15 protein-coding genes are annotated in these 19,544 nt (G+C 38.7%); 13 read left to right on the top strand and 2 right to left on the bottom strand.

The annotated features are described in order from the left end of the window. The first annotated feature begins 68 nt into the window (after positions 1-68). The 7 genes from pnuC to CA2015_RS07330 all read left to right on the top strand — a co-directional run bounded on the left by pnuC (position 69) and on the right by CA2015_RS07330 (position 8,043). On the top strand, positions 69-692 hold the full coding sequence (gene pnuC / locus CA2015_RS07360; RefSeq protein WP_048641327.1) for a nicotinamide riboside transporter PnuC: 624 nt from the start codon (positions 69-71) through the stop codon (positions 690-692). After that, positions 685-1,212, top strand: coding sequence for an AAA family ATPase (locus CA2015_RS07355; RefSeq protein ID WP_084011690.1), 528 nt, complete (start codon positions 685-687; stop codon positions 1,210-1,212). Before pnuC ends, CA2015_RS07355 begins: the two co-directional genes overlap by 8 nt. 163 nt (positions 1,213-1,375) lie before the next feature. Then, positions 1,376-1,639, top strand: coding sequence for a DUF4212 domain-containing protein (locus tag CA2015_RS07350; protein WP_048641325.1), 264 nt, complete (start codon positions 1,376-1,378; stop codon positions 1,637-1,639). Positions 1,640-1,662: 23 nt separating this feature from the next. Next, a complete protein-coding gene (locus CA2015_RS07345; RefSeq protein ID WP_048641324.1) occupies positions 1,663-3,348 on the top strand; it encodes a sodium:solute symporter family protein in 1,686 nt (561 codons plus the stop codon). An 87-nt stretch (positions 3,349-3,435) separates the two neighbouring features. Next, the gene (acs, locus tag CA2015_RS07340; protein ID WP_048641323.1) at positions 3,436-5,334 is read left to right on the top strand and encodes an acetate--CoA ligase; all 1,899 of its coding nucleotides are present in this window, start codon (positions 3,436-3,438) and stop codon (positions 5,332-5,334) included. 85 nt (positions 5,335-5,419) lie between these two features. Then, on the top strand, positions 5,420-7,366 hold the full coding sequence (locus CA2015_RS07335) for a DUF294 nucleotidyltransferase-like domain-containing protein (protein ID WP_048644409.1): 1,947 nt from the start codon (positions 5,420-5,422) through the stop codon (positions 7,364-7,366). Further along, positions 7,366-8,043 (top strand): 3'-5' exonuclease, encoded by a 678-nt coding sequence (locus CA2015_RS07330; RefSeq protein ID WP_048641322.1) that lies wholly within the window; start codon positions 7,366-7,368, stop codon positions 8,041-8,043. The genes CA2015_RS07335 and CA2015_RS07330 overlap by 1 nt, the downstream gene beginning before the upstream one ends. 8 nt (positions 8,044-8,051) lie before the next feature. On the opposite strand, the gene CA2015_RS07325 is transcribed toward CA2015_RS07330, so the two are convergent. Continuing rightward, positions 8,052-9,446 (bottom strand): DUF4403 family protein, encoded by a 1,395-nt coding sequence (locus CA2015_RS07325; protein WP_084011688.1) that lies wholly within the window; start codon positions 9,444-9,446, stop codon positions 8,052-8,054. Positions 9,447-9,606: 160 nt separating this feature from the next. On the opposite strand from CA2015_RS07325, the gene ytxJ reads away from it, so the two are divergent. Next, positions 9,607-9,945, top strand: a complete 339-nt coding sequence (ytxJ, locus tag CA2015_RS07320; RefSeq protein WP_048641320.1) for a bacillithiol system redox-active protein YtxJ — start codon at positions 9,607-9,609, stop codon at positions 9,943-9,945. Positions 9,946-10,132: 187 nt separating this feature from the next. Next, positions 10,133-12,982: an outer membrane beta-barrel protein gene (locus CA2015_RS07315; RefSeq protein WP_048641319.1), complete on the top strand. Its 2,850-nt coding sequence runs from the start codon at positions 10,133-10,135 to the stop codon at positions 12,980-12,982. Positions 12,983-14,420: 1,438 nt separating this feature from the next. Here the strand turns inward: CA2015_RS07315 and CA2015_RS07300 are convergent. Next, positions 14,421-14,693, bottom strand: coding sequence for a hypothetical protein (locus CA2015_RS07300; RefSeq protein ID WP_048641316.1), 273 nt, complete (start codon positions 14,691-14,693; stop codon positions 14,421-14,423). Between the two features lie 121 nt (positions 14,694-14,814). Between CA2015_RS07300 and CA2015_RS07295 the strand changes: the two genes are divergently transcribed. The 4 genes from CA2015_RS07295 (at position 14,815) to CA2015_RS07280 (ending at position 19,286) form a co-directional block, all read left to right on the top strand. Continuing rightward, positions 14,815-17,193 (top strand): PHP domain-containing protein, encoded by a 2,379-nt coding sequence (locus CA2015_RS07295; protein ID WP_048641315.1) that lies wholly within the window; start codon positions 14,815-14,817, stop codon positions 17,191-17,193. Then, positions 17,190-17,540, top strand: a complete 351-nt coding sequence (locus tag CA2015_RS07290; RefSeq protein WP_048641314.1) for a hypothetical protein — start codon at positions 17,190-17,192, stop codon at positions 17,538-17,540. Before CA2015_RS07295 ends, CA2015_RS07290 begins: the two co-directional genes overlap by 4 nt. A 99-nt stretch (positions 17,541-17,639) precedes the next feature. Beyond that, a complete protein-coding gene (locus CA2015_RS07285) occupies positions 17,640-18,482 on the top strand; it encodes a hypothetical protein (protein ID WP_157470368.1) in 843 nt (280 codons plus the stop codon). 159 nt (positions 18,483-18,641) lie between these two features. Further along, complete coding sequence (locus tag CA2015_RS07280) at positions 18,642-19,286, top strand: hypothetical protein (RefSeq protein ID WP_048641312.1); 645 nt, start codon at positions 18,642-18,644, stop codon at positions 19,284-19,286. Positions 19,287-19,544 lie beyond the last annotated feature (258 nt).

Genomic DNA, 19,544 nt, shown 5'->3' with positions numbered 1-19,544 from the left:
CGTCGAAGTTTTACAGGAACTTCATCGCTGATTTTTTTTTTGTTAAAAATATATCGCAAATTCGGTCCGTGGATTGGCAATACATAGTAGAAGGCATAGAAAGTGGGATCGCAGCAATGAGCTGGTTGGAAGGCATAGCTGTTGTTTTCGGCCTTGCTTCTGTTTATTATTCCATGAAGGAAAATATCTTGGTGTTTCCTACCGGAATCGTCAGTACACTGATCTATGTTTGGATTTGCTTGCAGGTCAAACTGTATGCTGACATGGGGATCAATGCCTATTATTTTTCCATGTCCATCTTCGGCTGGTACATCTGGACCAATCCCAAACCGGGAAAAACGGCTGTCCCTATTACCTGGTTAAGTAAAACCGGAATTTTTCAATCCCTTGCCTTGTGGATATTTTCTTACTTGGTCTTGTATTTCGTTTTGATAAATTTCACAGACAGTGATGTTCCTTACTGGGATTCATTTACCACTTCCTCTGCTTTTGTGGGGATGTGGCTGATGGCAAAAAAGAAAGTAGAGAACTGGATTGCCTGGATCATTACCGATTTGGTTTCTGTACCTCTTTACTTTTACAAAGGCTTGGTACTTACCTCCTTTCAATTTTTGGTTTTCACTATTTTGGCTGTACTAGGCTTAATTGCCTGGGTCAAGTTGGCCAAAGGCTATGCACAACCCAATGCATAAGATAGTGATCATTGGGCCGGAATCTACGGGTAAGAGTACCTTAAGCCAGGAATTGGCCGCCCATTTCAATGCACCCTGGGTTCCTGAATACGCTAGAGAATACATCGACCAATTGGATAGGCCCTATACATTTGATGACCTTTTGGCCATTGCAAAGGGGCAGGTAAAATTGGAAGATGAAATGGCTGCGGAAGCTGAAGATAAATTATTTTGTGATACAGATCTTCGCGTGATCAAGGTGTGGAGTGAACACAGGTATAAGCAAACCCACGAATGGATTAAGCAACAGATCCAAACCAGGGAATATTCACTTTATTTACTTACTGCAATAGACATTCCTTGGGCAGAAGATCCACAGCGGGAACATGCTGATCCTGCCATGCGCGAATATTTTATGCAGGTTTATGAAAATGAAATGCGCGCTTCTGGGGTGCCCTGGAAAAAAATCTCTGGCACAGAGGAAAAGCGCTTTAAAACCGCTATTAACTGCGTTGAAAAATGTTTATTTAAAAAGGATTAATTATAAATTCGTAATATTTTGGCATTCTGAGCCAAACCAATCATCTATCGCTCAAGCCGAAACTGCCTTAATTTTGGTAGATTAACGAAATCTTGCTGATAGTTACGGATTTTTTAAATAATTTCAGGATTATTTTAACCAATAAACTCAAACATATTATTATATGGATAACCATAAAAAACAAATGCAAAAATACTGGAAACGCAATATTAGAACCTTATTGATTCTACTTGCAGTCTGGTTTATTGTCTCATTTGGCTTTGGAATTTTGCTAGTAGAACCTCTCAATGCCATCAAGATTGGTGGGTACAAATTGGGCTTCTGGTTTGCACAGCAAGGCTCTATATTTTCATTCGTGATATTGATTTTCGTTTACGTATATCGAATGAACAAGCTTGATGAAGAATTTGATGTCAATGAAAAATAACCCTTTTAAACAATCACCTCTATATGGATATTTTAACCTGGACCTACATCCTAGTAGGTCTGTCCTTTGCCTTGTATATCGGTATTGCGATATATACTAGAGCAGGATCTACTAAAGAATTTTATACTGCTGGAGGGGGCGTTTCTCCCTTAGCCAACGGTATGGCTACTGCTGCAGACTGGATGTCAGCAGCTTCCTTTATTTCAATGGCCGGAATTATTGCCTTTTCGGGCTATGATGGTTCAGTTTACCTGATGGGATGGACTGGAGGATATGTTCTTCTGGCCCTTTTATTGGCTCCTTACCTTCGTAAATTCGGTAAGTTTACCGTCCCAGATTTTGTAGGAGACCGGTATTATAGCAATAAGGCACGTGTAGTTGCCGTATTCTGTGCCCTATTTATTTCATTTACCTACGTAGCCGGCCAAATGCGCGGTGTCGGTATCGTTTTCTCTAGGTACCTGGAGGTAGATATTGAAACAGGGGTATTGATCGGGATGACCATAGTGTTTTTCTATGCGGTAATGGGAGGAATGAAAGGCATTACCTATACTCAGGTAGCCCAATATTGCGTGTTGATATTTGCTTTTATGGTTCCTGCAATATTTATTTCAATCCAGTTGACTGGAAATCCTATTCCTCAATTGGGTTTAGGTGGAACTGTACAGGATGGGACCTATCTATTAGATAAATTGGATGGGGTGTTATTGGACATGGGCTTTGAGGAATACACCTCTGGAAGAAAGTCAATGACGGATGTATTTGCCATTACCCTTGCCTTAATGGTTGGTACTGCAGGATTGCCTCACGTTATTGTTCGGTTTTTCACAGTGCCTAGAGTGAAAGATGCAAGGCTTTCTGCAGGCTATGCCTTGATTTTTATAGCTATCCTTTACACTACTGCTCCAGCTATTGCCGCATTTGGAATTTACAATGCCATAGATACTGTGGCAGACAAACCTGTAAATGAACTGCCTGTTTGGGTAGAAAACTGGCAAAAAACCAATCTAATCGTTGTTGAAGATGTTAACAATGATGGAATTGTACAATATACCCCAAATCCTGAGACCAACGAGCTTAGGATAGACAAGGACATCATGGTATTGGCGGCTCCTGAGATTGCCAAATTGCCTAACTGGGTGGTAGGACTTGTAGCTGCCGGAGGTATGGCTGCGGCCTTATCTACTGCTGCAGGACTATTATTGGTTATCTCCACTTCAGTATCCAGGGATTTGTTCCGAACCTTTGTGCCTTCGATGACGGAGAAAACAGAGTTAATCATTGCTAGGGTATCCGCTGCTTTTGCAGTGATTATCGCTGGCTACTTTGGTATCAACCCGCCGGGATTTGTAGCGGAGGTAGTTGCTTTTGCTTTTGGCCTTGCTGCAGCTTCCTTTTTCCCTGTGATTATTATGGGTATATTTTCTACTAGAATGAACAAAGAGGGTGCAATTGCCGGAATGGTTTCTGGCCTTGTTTTTACCCTTGCCTATATTATTTTCTTCAAATTTATTCAGCCGGAATCCAATTCTATGGAAAACTGGTGGTTTGGTATCTCCCCTGAAGGAATTGGTACCTTAGGTATGGTAATCAACTTCGTAGTCTGCTATGTTGTTTCCAAGCTTACACCGCCACCGCCCGCTGATGTGCAGGAAATGATTCAGGAAATCAGAATCCCAAGAGGAGCTGGTGAAGCCCATGACCATTAACTCAATGAGCGCAAAGGATTTGTAATTCGATAAATCCTTTGCGTATTTAATTAACTTTACATTAATACAACCTAAAATATCGATAATATGAGCGATAGAATTCATACGCTAAGTGGTTATTTCCATGAATACCAAAAAAGTGTTGCAGACCCTGAAAATTTTTGGGCCAAAATAGCAGATTCATTTCATTGGAAAAAACGCTGGGACAAGACCCTTGATTGGAATTTTGAAGGACCTGATGTAAAATGGTTTTTAAACGGTAAGCTTAACATTACCGAAAACATCTTAGAAAGGCACCTTTACACCATGGGTGACAAGCCTGCTATAATCTGGGAACCCAATGAACCAGGAGATCCGAACAGAATACTTACCTACATGGAATTGTATGAAGAAGTATGTCGTTTTTCTAATGTCTTGGTAGAGAAAGGTGTAGAAAAAGGAGATAAAGTCATCATCTATATGCCCATGGTACCTGAGGCAGCCATCGCTATGCTTGCCTGTGCTCGTGTGGGTGCAGTCCACTCTGTAGTGTTTGCAGGATTCTCCAGCAATGCATTGGCCGATAGAATTGAAGATTGTAAAGCCAAGGTGGTGCTTACTTCAGATGGAAATTTCAGAGGCAATAAGAAAATTCCTGTGAAATCTGTAGTAGATGAGGCTCTGGAAAATACTGACCTGGTGAAAACAATGATTGTTTACCAAAGAACAGGTCAGGAAGTTACCATGAAAGAAGGCAGAGACTTTTGGTGGCATGAAGTCATTGAAGGAAAAAGCAAAAGCCATGAGGCTGTTGAAATGGACAGTGAGGATGAACTATTCATTCTTTATACTTCCGGTTCTACAGGAAAACCTAAGGGTGTGGTTCATACCTGTGGTGGTTATATGATCTACTCCAAGTATACCTTTGAAAATGTCTTTCAATATACTCCGGGAGATGTTTACTGGTGTACGGCTGACGTAGGATGGATTACCGGACATTCGTATATCGTATATGGTCCTTTATTGACTGGAGCCACTACCATAATGTTTGAAGGTGTTCCTACTTATCCAAATCCGGGAAGATTCTGGGAAATAATCGACAAATATAAAGTCAATCAATTTTATACAGCACCTACAGCCATCCGTGCATTGCAGGTACATGGTACAGATCCAATAGCACCTTATAAACTTGACTCTCTCAAAGTACTGGGTTCTGTAGGAGAGCCTATCAACGAAGAAGCATGGCATTGGTACCATACGCATATTGGTAAGACCAGATGCCCTATAGTGGATACCTGGTGGCAAACCGAAACCGGTGGAATAATGGTTTCACCTTTGGCGGGAATTACCCCTAATAAACCTGCATTTGCCACGCTGCCATTGCCAGGAGTTCAACTGGCCATAATGGATCCAGAAGGTAAAGAACTAAAAGGAAACTCAGTGGAAGGTAACCTTTGCATTAAATTTCCATGGCCAGGAATGATCCGTACTACTTACGGAGACCATGAGCGATGCAAACAAACTTACTTTTCTGCTTACAAAGGCATGTACTTTACAGGTGATGGAGTAAAAAGAGACCATGATGGGTATTACCGTATCTTGGGACGTGTAGATGATGTAATCAACGTTTCTGGACATAGAATGGGAACTGCTGAGGTAGAAAATGCCATCAACGAACATCCTTTGGTAGTGGAATCTGCTGTTGTAGGTTATCCTCACAAAGTAAAAGGCCAGGGTATTTATGCTTATGTCATTTGTGACATGTCCAATAGAACAGAGGAAAACCTCACCAATGAGATCAAAGCATCTGTTACCAATATCATTGGGCCAATAGCTAAACCTGATAAAATTCAAATCGTTCCAGGACTTCCTAAAACACGTTCTGGTAAAATAATGAGAAGAATTTTAAGAAAGGTCGCTGAAGGAGCCATGGATAATTTAGGGGATACCTCTACTTTATTGGATCCGGATGTAGTAGATAAAATCATTGCCGGAAGGAAGGAGTAAACTCTTTGCTTTTCTGCAATTTATATATTAATGTAAGGTATGGAAATCCATGCCTTACATTTACTTTTCCCAGACCAATTCCCATATGAGCAATGTCATCGTTAATAGGGTTATTGATTTCCTGAAAAAATTTCCTCCCTTCAGTTTTTTGTCCCCTGAGCTCCTGTCTCAAGTGGCCAAAGAAGTGGATCTGGTTTATTTTGAAAAAGATGAGTTTCTGTTTCAGAAAGGAGAACCAGCCAAAAATTATTTTTTTGTAGTCAAGGATGGAGCGGTCAAATTGACCGATTTTATAGATGGGGAAGAACAAACAATTGAGCTGTGCGATGAAGGTGATGTATTTGGGGTGTTGGCCTTATTGGGTAAGCGACCTTATATACTGAATGCCAAAGCCAATGAAAACAGCCTTGTTATGGCTGTTCCAGTTGGGATTTTTGATAAAATATTATTGGAAAACAGTCAGGTAAGTTTGTATTTTGCTTCCGGTTTTGCTTCGGGTCAGGTAGTAGTCCGTTCAGACCTCTCCCAAACCCAGAAAGTACGTTCCCTATTAGTCAACAATTCCCACCAAAATGGCCTTTTGCTTTTTCCCGGCCAGGCTGCAATCAATTATTCCCAACCGGTAATTCAATGCCGTATTGGTGAGACCATCGCTCAGGCCGTAGGGAAAATGAGTGCAGATAAAGTGGGCTCTATCGTTATCGTGGATGAAAATAATCATCCACAAGGGATCATTACAGACAAAGACCTAAGAAACCGCTTGATAGCAAAAGGGCTGCCCTATGATACACTTGTAGAGAAAATCATGAGTTACCCGGTCATTACTGCGAAAAAAGACCTTGAATTTTCACAGATCTACCTTAACATGGTAAAAAACAGGTTGCATCACCTTGTTTTTACTGAAGATGGGACGAACCAGTCCAAGTTAATAGGTATTATTTCTGACCATGACATTCTACTTTCTCAGGGGAACAGTCCGGCAGTATTGATCAAAGCATTGCAGGATAGCAGTGATGTACATGAAATCGCCAAATTGAGAAATCAGGCAGAGGGAATGTTGATCTACTTCCTGGAAAATGAGCTGGCCATTGATTTTATTGCTGGCATTATCACAGAGATCAACGATACCATTATACAGCGGGCCATACATATTGCCAAATCAAGGCATTCGGCAGATTTTCCGGAAGTGTGTGAAACGCCATTTTGTTTCCTTGGACTTGGATCTGAAGGCCGAGGGGAGCAATTGTTGCGTACAGATATAGACAATGCAATGGTCTATGAGGATGTTCCGGAGGCACTGGAAGAAAACACAAGAAGGTTTATGCACCTTATTGCTAGGGATGTGATGGACATATTGTTTGCCTCTGGCTTTCATTCCTGCCCCGCAGAGATGATGGCCAACAATCCTGAATGGTGTCAACCCTTGTCAAAGTGGAAAAGCTATTTCAGTCATTGGATCAGTAAACCTGACCAGCAATCCCTTTTGATGGCCTCTATATTCTTTGATTTCAGGGCCATTGCGGGAAAGGCAGCGCTGGCAGAGGCACTGACAGCACATGTGTATGAGCAAATAAGTAGTGAGAAGATCTTTCTTAATTTCTTTGCTAAAAATGCTTTGTTGAATCCGCCACCACTAGGGTTCTTTAGAAATTTTATCGTAGAGAAATCTGGTGCACATGCAGAGAAATTTGACATTAAATTAAGGGCCATGATGCCTTTAGCTGATGCGGCCAGGGTCCTTGTGCTCAACCATCAGGTAGTAGGAGTCAACAATACTTTTAAGCGCTATGAAAAGCTGGCAGAACTCGAACCCAACCAGGCTGAACTTTACAAAGATGCTGGTAAGGCCTATGAAATATTCATGAGGTTCAGGGCTTTGGAGGGATTGTCTGCTTCTTCTTCAGGTAGATTCATAAAGCCAGACTCTTTGGGAAAGCTTCAGCGGCAATTGTTGAAAAATGCTTTCTTTCCCATTGATGAAATACAAAAAATATTGAGGGTAAGATTTCAACTGGATTATTTTGGTAAATAATGGTCGACTGGAAATCTATTTTTGGGCTTCAATCGCTTCCCAAACCTGGGTACATAAAGGCTTATGAGCAGACTTTAACAAAAAAGATTTCTAAGGCAAAACCGATCTCCGAATTGGATTTCTTGGTTTTGGATACAGAAACTACTGGTTTGGATGTTCGGAAAGATTATGTGCTTTCCTATGGATCGGTGCATGTGACCAATAACAGGATAAAAATCCCAAGCTCAAAAGAGTTTTACATGCGACCAAAGAAACGCAACAAAGAAGCAGTAAAAGTCCATGGTTTGATTCAAGTAAGGCCTTATATAAGCCGGGAACAACTGATCAGAAGTTTTCTTGAAGATGCCGCCAATAAAATTTTGGTGGGGCACCACCTTGGCTTTGACTTGGCCATGCTGGAAAAAGTGGGAAAAAAACTTGGCCTGAAGAAAATCAAGCAGCCTTGCTTGGATACCTACGAGTTGGCGGTCAGATTGGAAAATGGGAAATACCATGATCCGCATGCCATCGCTTCACAGGATTATTCTTTGGACAAGCTATGTGAGCGGTACAAAATCCCCTTGGATGATAGACATACGGCCGCCGGAGATGCCATGCTTACCTCGCAGCTCTTATTAAAACTCCTGAAAATGGCGGAGAAAAAAGGAATTAAAACCTACGGCGACCTATTGAGCTAAGGCTAAGATTAGGGATTCCATTCTACATTTACTCCTGCTGAAGTACGCACATAGATGTCCAAGCCTGTGGTGGAGGGATATATCCCATCTATGAAAATTTCAGGAGATTGTAATGTAAGTTTGAATAGACTTAATTTCATTTGACTTTTCTCCAACAATTCAGCCTTTGCTCCTTCCAAGTTGTCTCCAACTGGAAATACAGCCTTTTTCTGTATGGCCTTGAGCACTTTTCTTCGCTTCATCCAGTTGGTGGTATTGGCCAGAAAGCTTTTAGTCACCAGTTTGAAATCTACATTCTCCAGTACGATGGATTGTGAATTTGCATCATATGCAGGCTTTCCTGCCAAGTAAAAGGTGCCATTGATGTCTTTTTTTCCAACTCTTTTGCCGATAAACTCCATGGTTATCATTGTCCTTTCTCCAAAATGACGCAGGCTAAATTTTTGAGGTAGCAACTTTGTTTGCTTTTCTACAGTTATCAGACTGTCTTTCAACTTTTCGTCAAGGTAGGCGGCCATTTCCTCAAAACCGACGTAGATGGGAAGGGTTAGGCTAAAGTCATTTCCTTCTACCTTTTCCTGCGTAACCGGAGGGAGTGGGGACAGTTGAGTGGCAAGAGGACGTTCTTTTTGTCGTAGAATTTCACCTTCCAGACCTATATTCAAGATTAGCTGCTGGTCTTTGGTAAACTCATCATGAATGGCTAATTTCTCTGGTTGGGTATACAGGTAACTTGCTGATAGGCCATTGTCCAGGTACCTTGGTTTTCCAAAAGTGGACCAAAAATCATTGGCAATGCTTTTTATGTCTATTGACTTTAATGAACCTGATCTCAGTTGATCTTCCATAACTCCAATCATTTTCTGCTTGACCAAAGGTTCGAAGTCAATGTTAAAGCCTAGGAAGTCATATTGAAGAGGTTTGCCCCAAGAGAGTATATCAAGTTCCTCTATTCCGAAACTGTAGTCACTGTTGATTTGAGGGATGAAACTGACTTGTGGAGAGAGATTTTCCTGAAAGGGAATGGCAGAGGATATCTTTTGTCCGAATATCTTTTTCTCCAGTCTGACTTTACCATCCAAAAACACAGGAAGACCGACCAACAATTTCCCTTCGTCTGTAGCTGATAGGCTAAGCAGACCATTTTTTTTCAAATCTACATCTGCAAACAGCCCGTTTCCGAGCTCCAGACCTTCTTCCTTAAATAATTTTTCGGTTAGGCTCTCATTTATTTTCCCCTGTACAAAAGACAATGGAATTTCAAGACCTAGGTGTAAGGACAGTTCTGCTTTAGGTAAAGCTGGTGGAGGGGCTTGCGCCTCTGGACCATTCAATTTGAGACTGCTGCAACTTGTGTAAGCAGTCAAAAGGAAGACTAATATAATGAGTGAGTATCTTGGCATATTGACTTTAACGTCTAAATGGAAAGATTTGGGGTGAAGCTTTGGGATTAATAAATGCAGAGGTAAGGGAAATATAGGAGAAATCAAAAAAAATCGCTGTCCTTTGAACTTTAAGCACTTTTATTTTGGTTACCCTTATCAATATTAGTCAATAGAAATTATGAGTTGGATAAAATTAGAGGATGTTGCTCAGATAAGTAAAATCAAAGAAGAGAGCAACGAAAAACCGGTTGTTATTTTTAAGCATTCTACCAGCTGTTCGATAAGTGGTATGGCCTGGAACAGGGTGCAGAGAAACTGGAAAGCTACTGATAGTGATAAAATCACTCCTTATTATCTTGACCTTTTGTCCTATAGGGCCTTGTCCAATGCGATTGCTGAGGAATTTGGTGTAACACATGCGTCTCCACAAGTGATTGTAGTCAAAGATGGAAAGGCTGTTTATAATAATAGCCATATGGGCATCAACTACGATGAGATTGTTTCATTGGCGGAATAGAAATATTAACTTTTTCTAGCCCTCCAAGGGTTTTAAATCCTTGGAGGGCTAGGGTGTTATTTGGTTGGCTATTAATCCCTTAAATTTGCCGTTGGATAGGTGAAATTTCCTTTTATACATTTTTGCATGCCCCATTAAACCTTTTGAAAAAGGCATGGTCTAATCCTCATGTTTAAACAGATATAATATGAGGATTTTTACTTTTCTTACCCTTCTTGCCCTGAGTATGGCATTTACACCGCTTTTGGCACAGCAAAACCGACAGGGACCACCGATGATCAGTGGAACCGTAGTGGACAAAAAGACCCAGGAACCCATGATTGGGGCCAATATCTTGCTTAGAAACCAGCAGGATTCGCTTATCAGCAATACCACTACCGGGGCAAATGGTAGTTTTTCTATTGCTTATCCTCGACTTCCCGTTTTTAAACTGGAAATTACCTATGTGGGATTTGAAAAAGTTATCAAAGAGTTTCGTCGTGGAATGCCTTTGGAACTTGGTGAAATCAGCATAGGCGAAGACAGTCAGTTGCTAGGCGAGGTGACCATAGAAGGTGAAAATGTGGTGGGTGAGATGAGAGGAGACACCGCAGTGTTCAATGCCAATGCCTTTAAAACCAGGGAGAATGCCATGGCCGAAGATCTTATTGGTAAACTTCCCGGTGTGACCATTGAAAATGGAAAAGTTCAAGCCCAAGGCGAAGACGTTCAGAAGATCTTGGTAGATGGTAGAGAATTTTTTGGTAGTGACCCATCTATTGCGCTTAAGAATTTGCCTGCAGATGCCATTGAAAGTGTAGAAGTATTGGACCAAAAATCTGACCAATCCAGATTGACCGGATTGGATGACGGCAACTATGCCAAAACCATCAACATTATCACCAAAGGAAACATGCGTAACAGCTATTTTGGTAGAGTATACGGTGGCTATGGAGCAGATGACAGGTATTCTGTAGGTGGTAATATAAATTTCTTTAATGGGGCACGTAGAATTTCCATTATAGGTATGGCCAACAATGTCAACCAACAAAACTTCTCCTCAGATGACATGCTGGGAGTAAGTGGTGGTGTAGGTGGAGGCCGAAGAAGAGGTAGTCAAGGCGGAGGCAATTTTGGTGTGTCCCAAAACAATGGGATCGTAACAACCAATTCTCTTGGACTAAATTACAGTGACAAATGGGGAGAGAAAATCAACTTTACGGGAAGCTATTTTTTCAACGCTACTGAGAACGCGATTTTGGACAATACCAATAGACAAACGGTCATTTCTGAAGACAATAGCCAGGTTTACCAGGAAAGTCAGATCAGCAATATCAATAACAATAACCATCGTGCAAATGCCAGAATTGAATACGATATCAATGACAAAAATGCACTGATCATAAGGCCAAGTATTAATTTTCAAGACAACAGAAGCTTTACTAACCTTGAAGGTTTGAACCTTGACCAAAATCTGGACAGTCTAAGTGATACAAGAAATCAAACTGGGATTGAAACCAGTGGCTATACCATTTCAAATAACCTGACTTATAGGTATAAATTCGATAAAAGAGGTAGAACCATCTCTACAGATCTAAGTACTTCATGGAACGAAAGAGATCAGTTGACAGATTTGATTTCGGCTAACAAAGATTATGTGAGAAATTCCTTTGACACCCTTGTTCAGCAGTCAAGTGCGCTGTCAGATGGATTTAATTACAATGCCAACATTACCTATACCGAGCCAATTAGCGAAAAATCAGTCGCCACAGCTTCTTATCAAATAGGAAATAACAAAAGTGCTGCCGACCAAAAAACCTTTCAGCTAGCCAATGAGCAGGGTATTATGGTTTTAGATACCGCATTGAGTAATGAATTTGACAACAAATTCCTTACCCAAAAAACGGGCTTGGGCTATCGCTATAATAACGAAGGGCTGAATATTAATATGAACGTGGACTACCAATATGCACAACTTAACAATGTGAGCGTATTTCCAACTGAAGGTGTGTTCAACAAGGATTTTAAGAATATACTGCCAACAGTGACGATGAACTATAAAAACGAAGGAGGGACTAGATTCCGATTCAGGTACAGAACCAGAACGAATGAACCTAGTGTGAATCAGTTGCAAAATGTAATTGACAACACCAATCCTTTGAACCTGTCTGTAGGTAATCCATCACTTGGACAAAGTTACAACAATAGTATTTTTGCCAATATCTCGAAGTTTGACATGGAGACCAATAAGACCTTCTTTATGTTTTTATTGGGTTCATTTACCAACAACTATATAGGTACAAATACATTTGTAGCCCCTCAGGATACCCTGATCAACAATGAAGTATTGCTAAGCAGAGGTGGGCAAATTACTACTCCAGTTAACTTAAACGGCCAAATGAGTACCCGACTTTTTGTGAACTATGGTACCAGCATTCCGAAGTGGAAAACAAAGGTTAACCTTAACCCAGGGGTAAGTTATAGCAGAACGCCAGGGATCATCAATGGACAAACCAATATCAATGAGAGTATAGATATTAGTCAGGGCATTACTTTTGCGAGTAATATTAGTAAGGATGTAGATTTTAACTTGACCACTAGGGGAAGTTATTCTATCGTAAACAGTAGTCTCCAGACTGCTTTGGAAAACAACTACTACACCCAGACCAGTAATTTGAAGTTTTATTATTCTCCGAATGATGGAAAAACCTTTATCTCCAATAATGTGAGTCATGTGCTTTACAGTGGGCTTGCAGAAGGTTTTGACCAATCGATTTGGTTGTGGAACATAGAGGCAGGTTATCGCTTCCTTAAAAACAACAAAGGAGAGCTTAAAGTATATGTTTTTGACTTGCTAAAACAAAACAACAGTGTGTCAAGAACCATATCTGATGTATCCGTTTCCGATGTTTATTCAAATGTAATGACCCGTTATGCCATGGTTTCTTTTACTTATATTATTGGTAAGTTCAAGAAATCAGACCTTCCTGCTGATGATCGTGGAGGAAGGCCAGGAGGATATCCAGGCAGAAGGCCGGGCGGTGCCAGAAGCTGGTAAGAAAAGCCAATGCGTGCCCCATTTAGGGGTTGATTGACAGAAAATGCTAAAAACCGAACAATTCAATACTGTTCGGTTTTTTTCATATGTTAACCAGAGGCTGAGCCTGTCGAAGCTGTAGGAGTCCCCTCCCGGAGGCTGAGCCTGTCGAAGCCGTAGGAATCGAAGAACGTCAAAAACCACCCGACTATTTCTACCCGGATTGAATTCAGGATTTATTTAAGAAAGTTGGAAACTTTCAGCATTGTAGGTCCAAGTTACACTACGTTAAACTTGGACCAGTTGTGCCGGAGAATCCTCTCCCGAAGGCTGAGCCTGTCGAAGCTGTAGGAACCGAAAATGTCAATAACCTACCTAACTCCCGGAGACTGAGCTTGTCGAAGTCGTAGGGATCGAAGAACGTTAAAAAGATATTGAGTCTAGGGGCCAAACAAGGGTACTTCCGAACTGGGATAGGGTACTTCAGAACCTACCCATTGGAGTTTAAAACCTCAATTACCCACCTTAAAACAGGTATGGGGCACCTAAAACTGACAAGCTTGAATGTTTTTTATGGAATTTTCCGGTTCAGAACTGATATTTTTCACCTCAAACCTGAAAAATTCGACCAAAAACTGACAAAAAACGAGGTGAAAATTGGAATATATGACAAAATTTCAGGAAAAGTCTTTGGATAGGGTCAAATTTTCGAGGTTCAGAAGTGGGGAGGGGTACTTCGGAACTCGATGATTTCAGCTTTTTTATTCAAGCTTCCACCTTTTAGGTGGAAATTATTAGGTTTTAACTGATAATTATTAGCTTTTTGCCGGAAATTTCCGCCTTTTTGGCAGTATTTTTTAAGTTTTAACTGATCCATTTGACCAAAAACTGACAAGAGAGAAGGTTGAAAGTAAAGCATTTTGGTAAAATGATGGTTTGCATTGGGTTTTTGAATTAAACTCGGATCAAGAAAAAGGATTTTCTGTGCTCTCTTATGCAAGGTTGAAATCACTATAAAATCAGCAGTTAAGAGATTACAAGAGGCAATTGACTATTTGGGGGTAAAACTTGGATATAAGAGAACATAAAGGTTTCCGGCATTTTCCGTTTGTTAAATGTTTGTAAACGGTTACGAAACGGTTAGAGCAAAATATATATTAAACCTATCATTTTTCTAAAAACCCCTTTTTAAAGGCCATAAAGGGTTTTTTATTTAGAAGTATTTAGTTAGTTTAGGGGTGTATAATAGATATATACGCAACTCTTCAGCAAAATATAGCTTTATACAATTGTTGTATTGAATTTGACAAACTTTTAGGTTAATCTACAGGGTTTTTAGCGGGAGAGGAATTGTAATTGTTTTGAAGGCGGTAAGCCGGCTTTCAAGTCTTGCGGTGAGACCGTGCAAGTGGTGATCACTTGTAGACGTGTCGAGAACGTCTCAAAGACTTGATTGAAGTTAGCCCTTATCCTTCAGAAAGTCAAGGAATAAGGGGTAAAAATCAAAAACAATTACAATGGAGTAGTTGGCTTGTTTGCTAACTTTCCAGCAACGGTTCTTATCCAAGCATAAAAAGCCATAACTGGAAATAAAACCCTGATAGATAATAATTTGAGCGGGAAAGTTTGTCCAACTCCGTTTTTCTTTAGAGATGCCCGCAGGAGCGGGAGGAGAAGCGTCTGTTTTTACAAAGGCAAAGAAAAACTCAATACAACAGTAGGTATCTATCAATTTGAATAAGCGTAACTAGTCCTTATATTGTCTTCTTCAAACAGTAGATACCCTATTGTTGTGCTTCATGCGGGTACGGTAAAGGGACATTGATCAGTAAAGACAAAATAACGAATGAAATATGAGTAGGATCTATTCGGATTGGTTTAAAGTAGACTTACATATACATACTGATTTTAGCAATAGGACTAAGCAGAATGATTATGATGGCCAGTTTAATATTAACACCCTAAAAACCAAACTGCTCGAAAATGATGTTAGACTATTTTCTCTGACTGACCATAACATAATTAATACTTCAGCTTACGAAAGTTACTATGATGCACTAGTAGAAGAAGACCCGATTTTATTGATTGGATGTGAATTTGATATCAAAGTTAGACAAGACGACAGCACCTTTCTTACCTACCATACACTTTTAATCTTTGATGAAAATACAACTGAGAAGGCTCATGAATTATCTCAAATAATAGAGCAACATTTCACCGACAAAAACATCGATACAAAAGAAAGGTGCTTAACCGAAGATGAAGTTTTCGAGCTATTTCACCCATATCATTTTTTCTACATCCCTCATGCTGGTGGCCATAAAAATATAGTAGATGCTTATAAGGGAACAGACATTAAAAAAGCACAAGAAATGGTTTTGTTGATGGAATGTGCTCATGAGAAAGTAAAAGAAAAGCACAGGCTTAGACACCAAGCCGAGTTTGATAAATTAAAAGACCCAGATTTTCGAAATAAACAAGATGAGGCTTTTATTAATTTTTCCGATAATCATAATTGTGATATATATCCAACACCTAAAAATGGTGCTCCTCACGAATTTTATTGTTTAAAGGGAGAGCCAACATTTGAAACCTTAAGATTTGCTTTCATTGACCCTCAATCCCGAATAAGAAAGCAACAAGATGTTGACTTACTGAAAAATGTTAAGAAACATATCGCAACTATAGCAATCAAAGGTATTGAAACAGTAGATGATATAGAATTAGAATTCAGTCCTAACCTAAATGTAATTATTGGTGGTGCCTCTTCTGGAAAAAGCCTATTATTTAACCTCTTAGGGTCAAAGATAGAAAACAATAAACATGGTTTCGAAAAGTACAGAAAAGACAATAACAGTGTATTAATTAAACCTTCCAACGGTCATATACCCCAGCAAACTCTTCCATTTAATGGTGATGAAGTTATATATATCAATCAAGGAGATATTGTCAAATATTTTGAAAAAGGAGATTTAAAAGAATTGGTTAACGATTCAGGAAAGGAGGAAGAACTTCTGAATGCTAAAGAAAAACTTCAAAATCAAAAGATGGGTTTAATAACAGAACTTGAGTCTTTCAAAAATAGATTCGATCGATTTAATTCTGTTTATCATAAAGACTTCATTATTTATGAAGGTGATTTTGACAACATGCTTAATGACAAATATCACTTTAACGAATTCAAATCATCGAATACATTAATAAAATTTGAAGAAAAAGAAAAACTGCTTAGCGACATATCTATTAATATAAATGGATTCTCATCTGATGAAATATTCGAGATAACTGAAGTTGAAATTAAAACAATTGAACAGTTCAAAAAACTGATACAACAGAAGCAGCAATTAATTCGTAGAAAAAAATTGGTACAGGAATCAATCGAAAATTTCATTGAAAATGTTGACCGAATAATAGAAGAAAAAAACAGCACATTAGAATCTTCTTCCAGAGCAAAAAAGGAAGCGTTTAAGAGAAAAAACACCTTAACTACTACGTGCTCCTCTTTATTTAAAGAGGCAATGGATTTTAATAGTTCCTGTAATACGATTGAAGACTATAAGTGTGAAGAGAAGGAAGAAATCCATGTGGGAGAAACTGTCACATTGGTCCTAGAAATCGAAAATGACACTCACTTAAAAGAGGCCGTCATCAATTGTATAAATTTCGGCAATTTAGATAAAACAGTTTATGAGAATTATCTGACTTTGGTAGTGAACAATAGCAACCTAAAAGATTACCCAAAATATACAGACCAACGACTAATTCAGAAACTCAAAAGAGAATCTGAGGGCATTTTGAACAAATTTGATTCTCCTAATACATATTTAGACTATAAAGGAAATGGCAATTCCAAAAACAAATCACCAGGATTTAATTCCGAAATGTATTTAAAAACAATTTTACAACAGGACAAATGCAAACTTGTTATGATAGATCAACCTGAGGACAATCTGGGTAATACTTTTAAAAATGAAGACCTTATCAATCTACTTAGGGAGTATAAATTTACTAAGCAGATTATTTTGGTAACGCATAATCCTTCAATAGTTGTTTATGGAGATGCTGAGAGTATAATACTTGCTGAAAATGATAAAGGCCAAATTTCGTACAAACAATTGGTCTTGGAGAAAAAGAAATATCAGAAGCAAATAATTGATAACCTCGATGGGGGAAAGTCAATCTTTAATATGCGCTCTAGAAAGTACAACGTAAAAAAATTACTTAACTCATGATAAGTGTAAAGAATCAATTCGCTGGTGATAATCTAGAAATTGAGTTTTCTGGAGAACCTATTGATACTAGAAAAATAACCGTACCTATTTTAAATGATGTAAACTTTAAACCCGTAATTGATTACTTGATTCAGGTTATTCCAAAAAACACAGAACTTCAATCTTCATTTGAGGATTTTAGTGAAGAAGTTAATGTTGAGAAACTTGGTCTAATTAAAGAAACAATCGAAGAAATATATGAACAGTTCAACCTATCCTTAGAAAACTTGGAGGTTCAAGTTAAAGACGAAGATCAGATTAAAAAATTAGAAGAAAACGAACCTGAAGATGATGATTTGCCTTTTTAGATATAGAGGAAAGTAAAAACACGAAAGCACAACACGGTGTATAGTGCATGGCTTCCTATCGTCAGCCACGACACCATACACTAAACGTTGCCACCAATTATGAGAATAATACTGCTATTAATGTTAATTCTGTCTTCAAATCAAGTTTTCGCTCAAAAAAACCTTGACGAAAAAATTGGTGAAGGAATAGAATTATATCAAAATGGAAAAGAAAAGAAAGCTCTGAAAGTCTGGAAAAAGATTGAAGAAAAAGCGGACAAGCCATCATCAACTTACGGAACAACACTTGGGAATATTCTATATTACTATATTCAAAATGACGATGAAGAGAGTATTTTGAAATACTATGAAAAAATCATGAATTCTGACTTAAATGATAGAGATGAGAATTTCGAAATTGGAAAACCTTATAAAAACTATCGGTATCACGCTACTATGAGATTAGCAAGTTACTACGGCAAGAAAGGCGAATTTGAAAAAGGTTTGAGTTATGTCGAAAAAGCAGATAACGAAATTACATTTGAAACCACTTCTCTGACTTCTTTTATTTACCAAAAAGTCGACTTGGCATTTTGGAAATACAGATTTTTGAACGATTTAGGACAAAATAAGAATGCCGTATCTAAATTGATTGAACGAGCTTTAGAATATGACTATAAATCTATGTATCCGAGCTGGGCAACAGTTTCAACAAGCAATGATGAAAACGAATTGGCAGAAACTATATGTTCAGAATTTGATGATTTAGAAAAACTGAAATTGGATATTGATAACGGTATTGAAAATCTATCTTTTGAAAAAGAGAGAGGCATCATTAATTTAAAAATTCTCGAAATTGAATATGAAATAAACTTGTACTCAGATATTGAAACCGATGAAGATTGTAAAGCATATTTAAGAAATTCATTCTTCTATCAATATTTGACAGAAAAAACAAAATAATAACTGGTGGCAACAAAAGGTATATAACAAATGGCAGCTAGTGGTTTACGCTCATTTACAGCTCGCATTTCGTTTTTATGCAACGGGTGACAGATATTCGCTCCGACAAGCCATTCGTTACATACCCAAAACGTTGTGCGTCATACTGAAAAAAACGTAATGCCAGAATTAAGCAACATACAGACATATGAAAAATTAAATGGTAATGACATAAAACCATCAATCAAAAAATTCGCTAAAGTTTTGGAACGAATTGGAGTATGGGATTCGGAAATTGAAAAACAATTTGATTTATTAGAATGGAAAGTAGAAGATAACGGATTCGTTTACCTTTCAAACTCTGACTTCGGATTTCGTAAAACTGATTTTTCGGAAATTAAGGTACGACCGAATTTACTTGCTTGGACGCCTGCGATTGACAAAACTTTTGAAAATAATTGGATTTCTTTCGATTTGCTGATAGAAACAGGAACAATACGTGATTTTCAAAACGGAAATTATAAGGAATTGACCTTCAGATTTGTAAAAAAGCTCGTGAAAGAAATGGCAACTGAATTTAACCAAACGGGAGTTTATTTTACTGACGAAGCTCAAGATGGAGAAGATTTTGACGGAATTAGAGTATCTGACCAAAATAAACTTTGGAACTTTGATTATGCACTAATCCCTAAAAAACTGAAAGAACTTTACGGAGAAAAACCGAAAAATTTTAGAACAAAAGAAACTGACAATTGGATTGAAGCTTGGAATCAGGACAATTGGAATGAAAAAATAAAAAGTACGAACGCACAACATCGGCTATAGCAAATGCGGGCTGACTGATTAAAAATGAAGATGTTACAACTAAACAACTTTTGGTCTGGCGGACAAAGATTCGGTTTCAAAATCCCGCACTTGCCATAGCCAGGGCCGTTGTATTGAATTTGACAAACTTTTAGGTTAATCTACAGGGTTTTTAGCGGGAGAGGAATTGTAATTGTTTTGAAGGCGGTAAGCCGGCTTTCAAGTCTTTGCGGTGAGACCGTGCAAGTGGTGATCACTTGTAGACGTGTCGAGAACGTC

The sequence above is a fragment of the Cyclobacterium amurskyense genome, assembly GCF_001050135.1.
Classification (GTDB): Bacteria; Bacteroidota; Bacteroidia; order Cytophagales; family Cyclobacteriaceae; genus Cyclobacterium; species Cyclobacterium amurskyense.
Note: the sequence above shows the minus strand (reverse complement) of the source record. Positions and strands in the feature narration are given on the sequence as shown.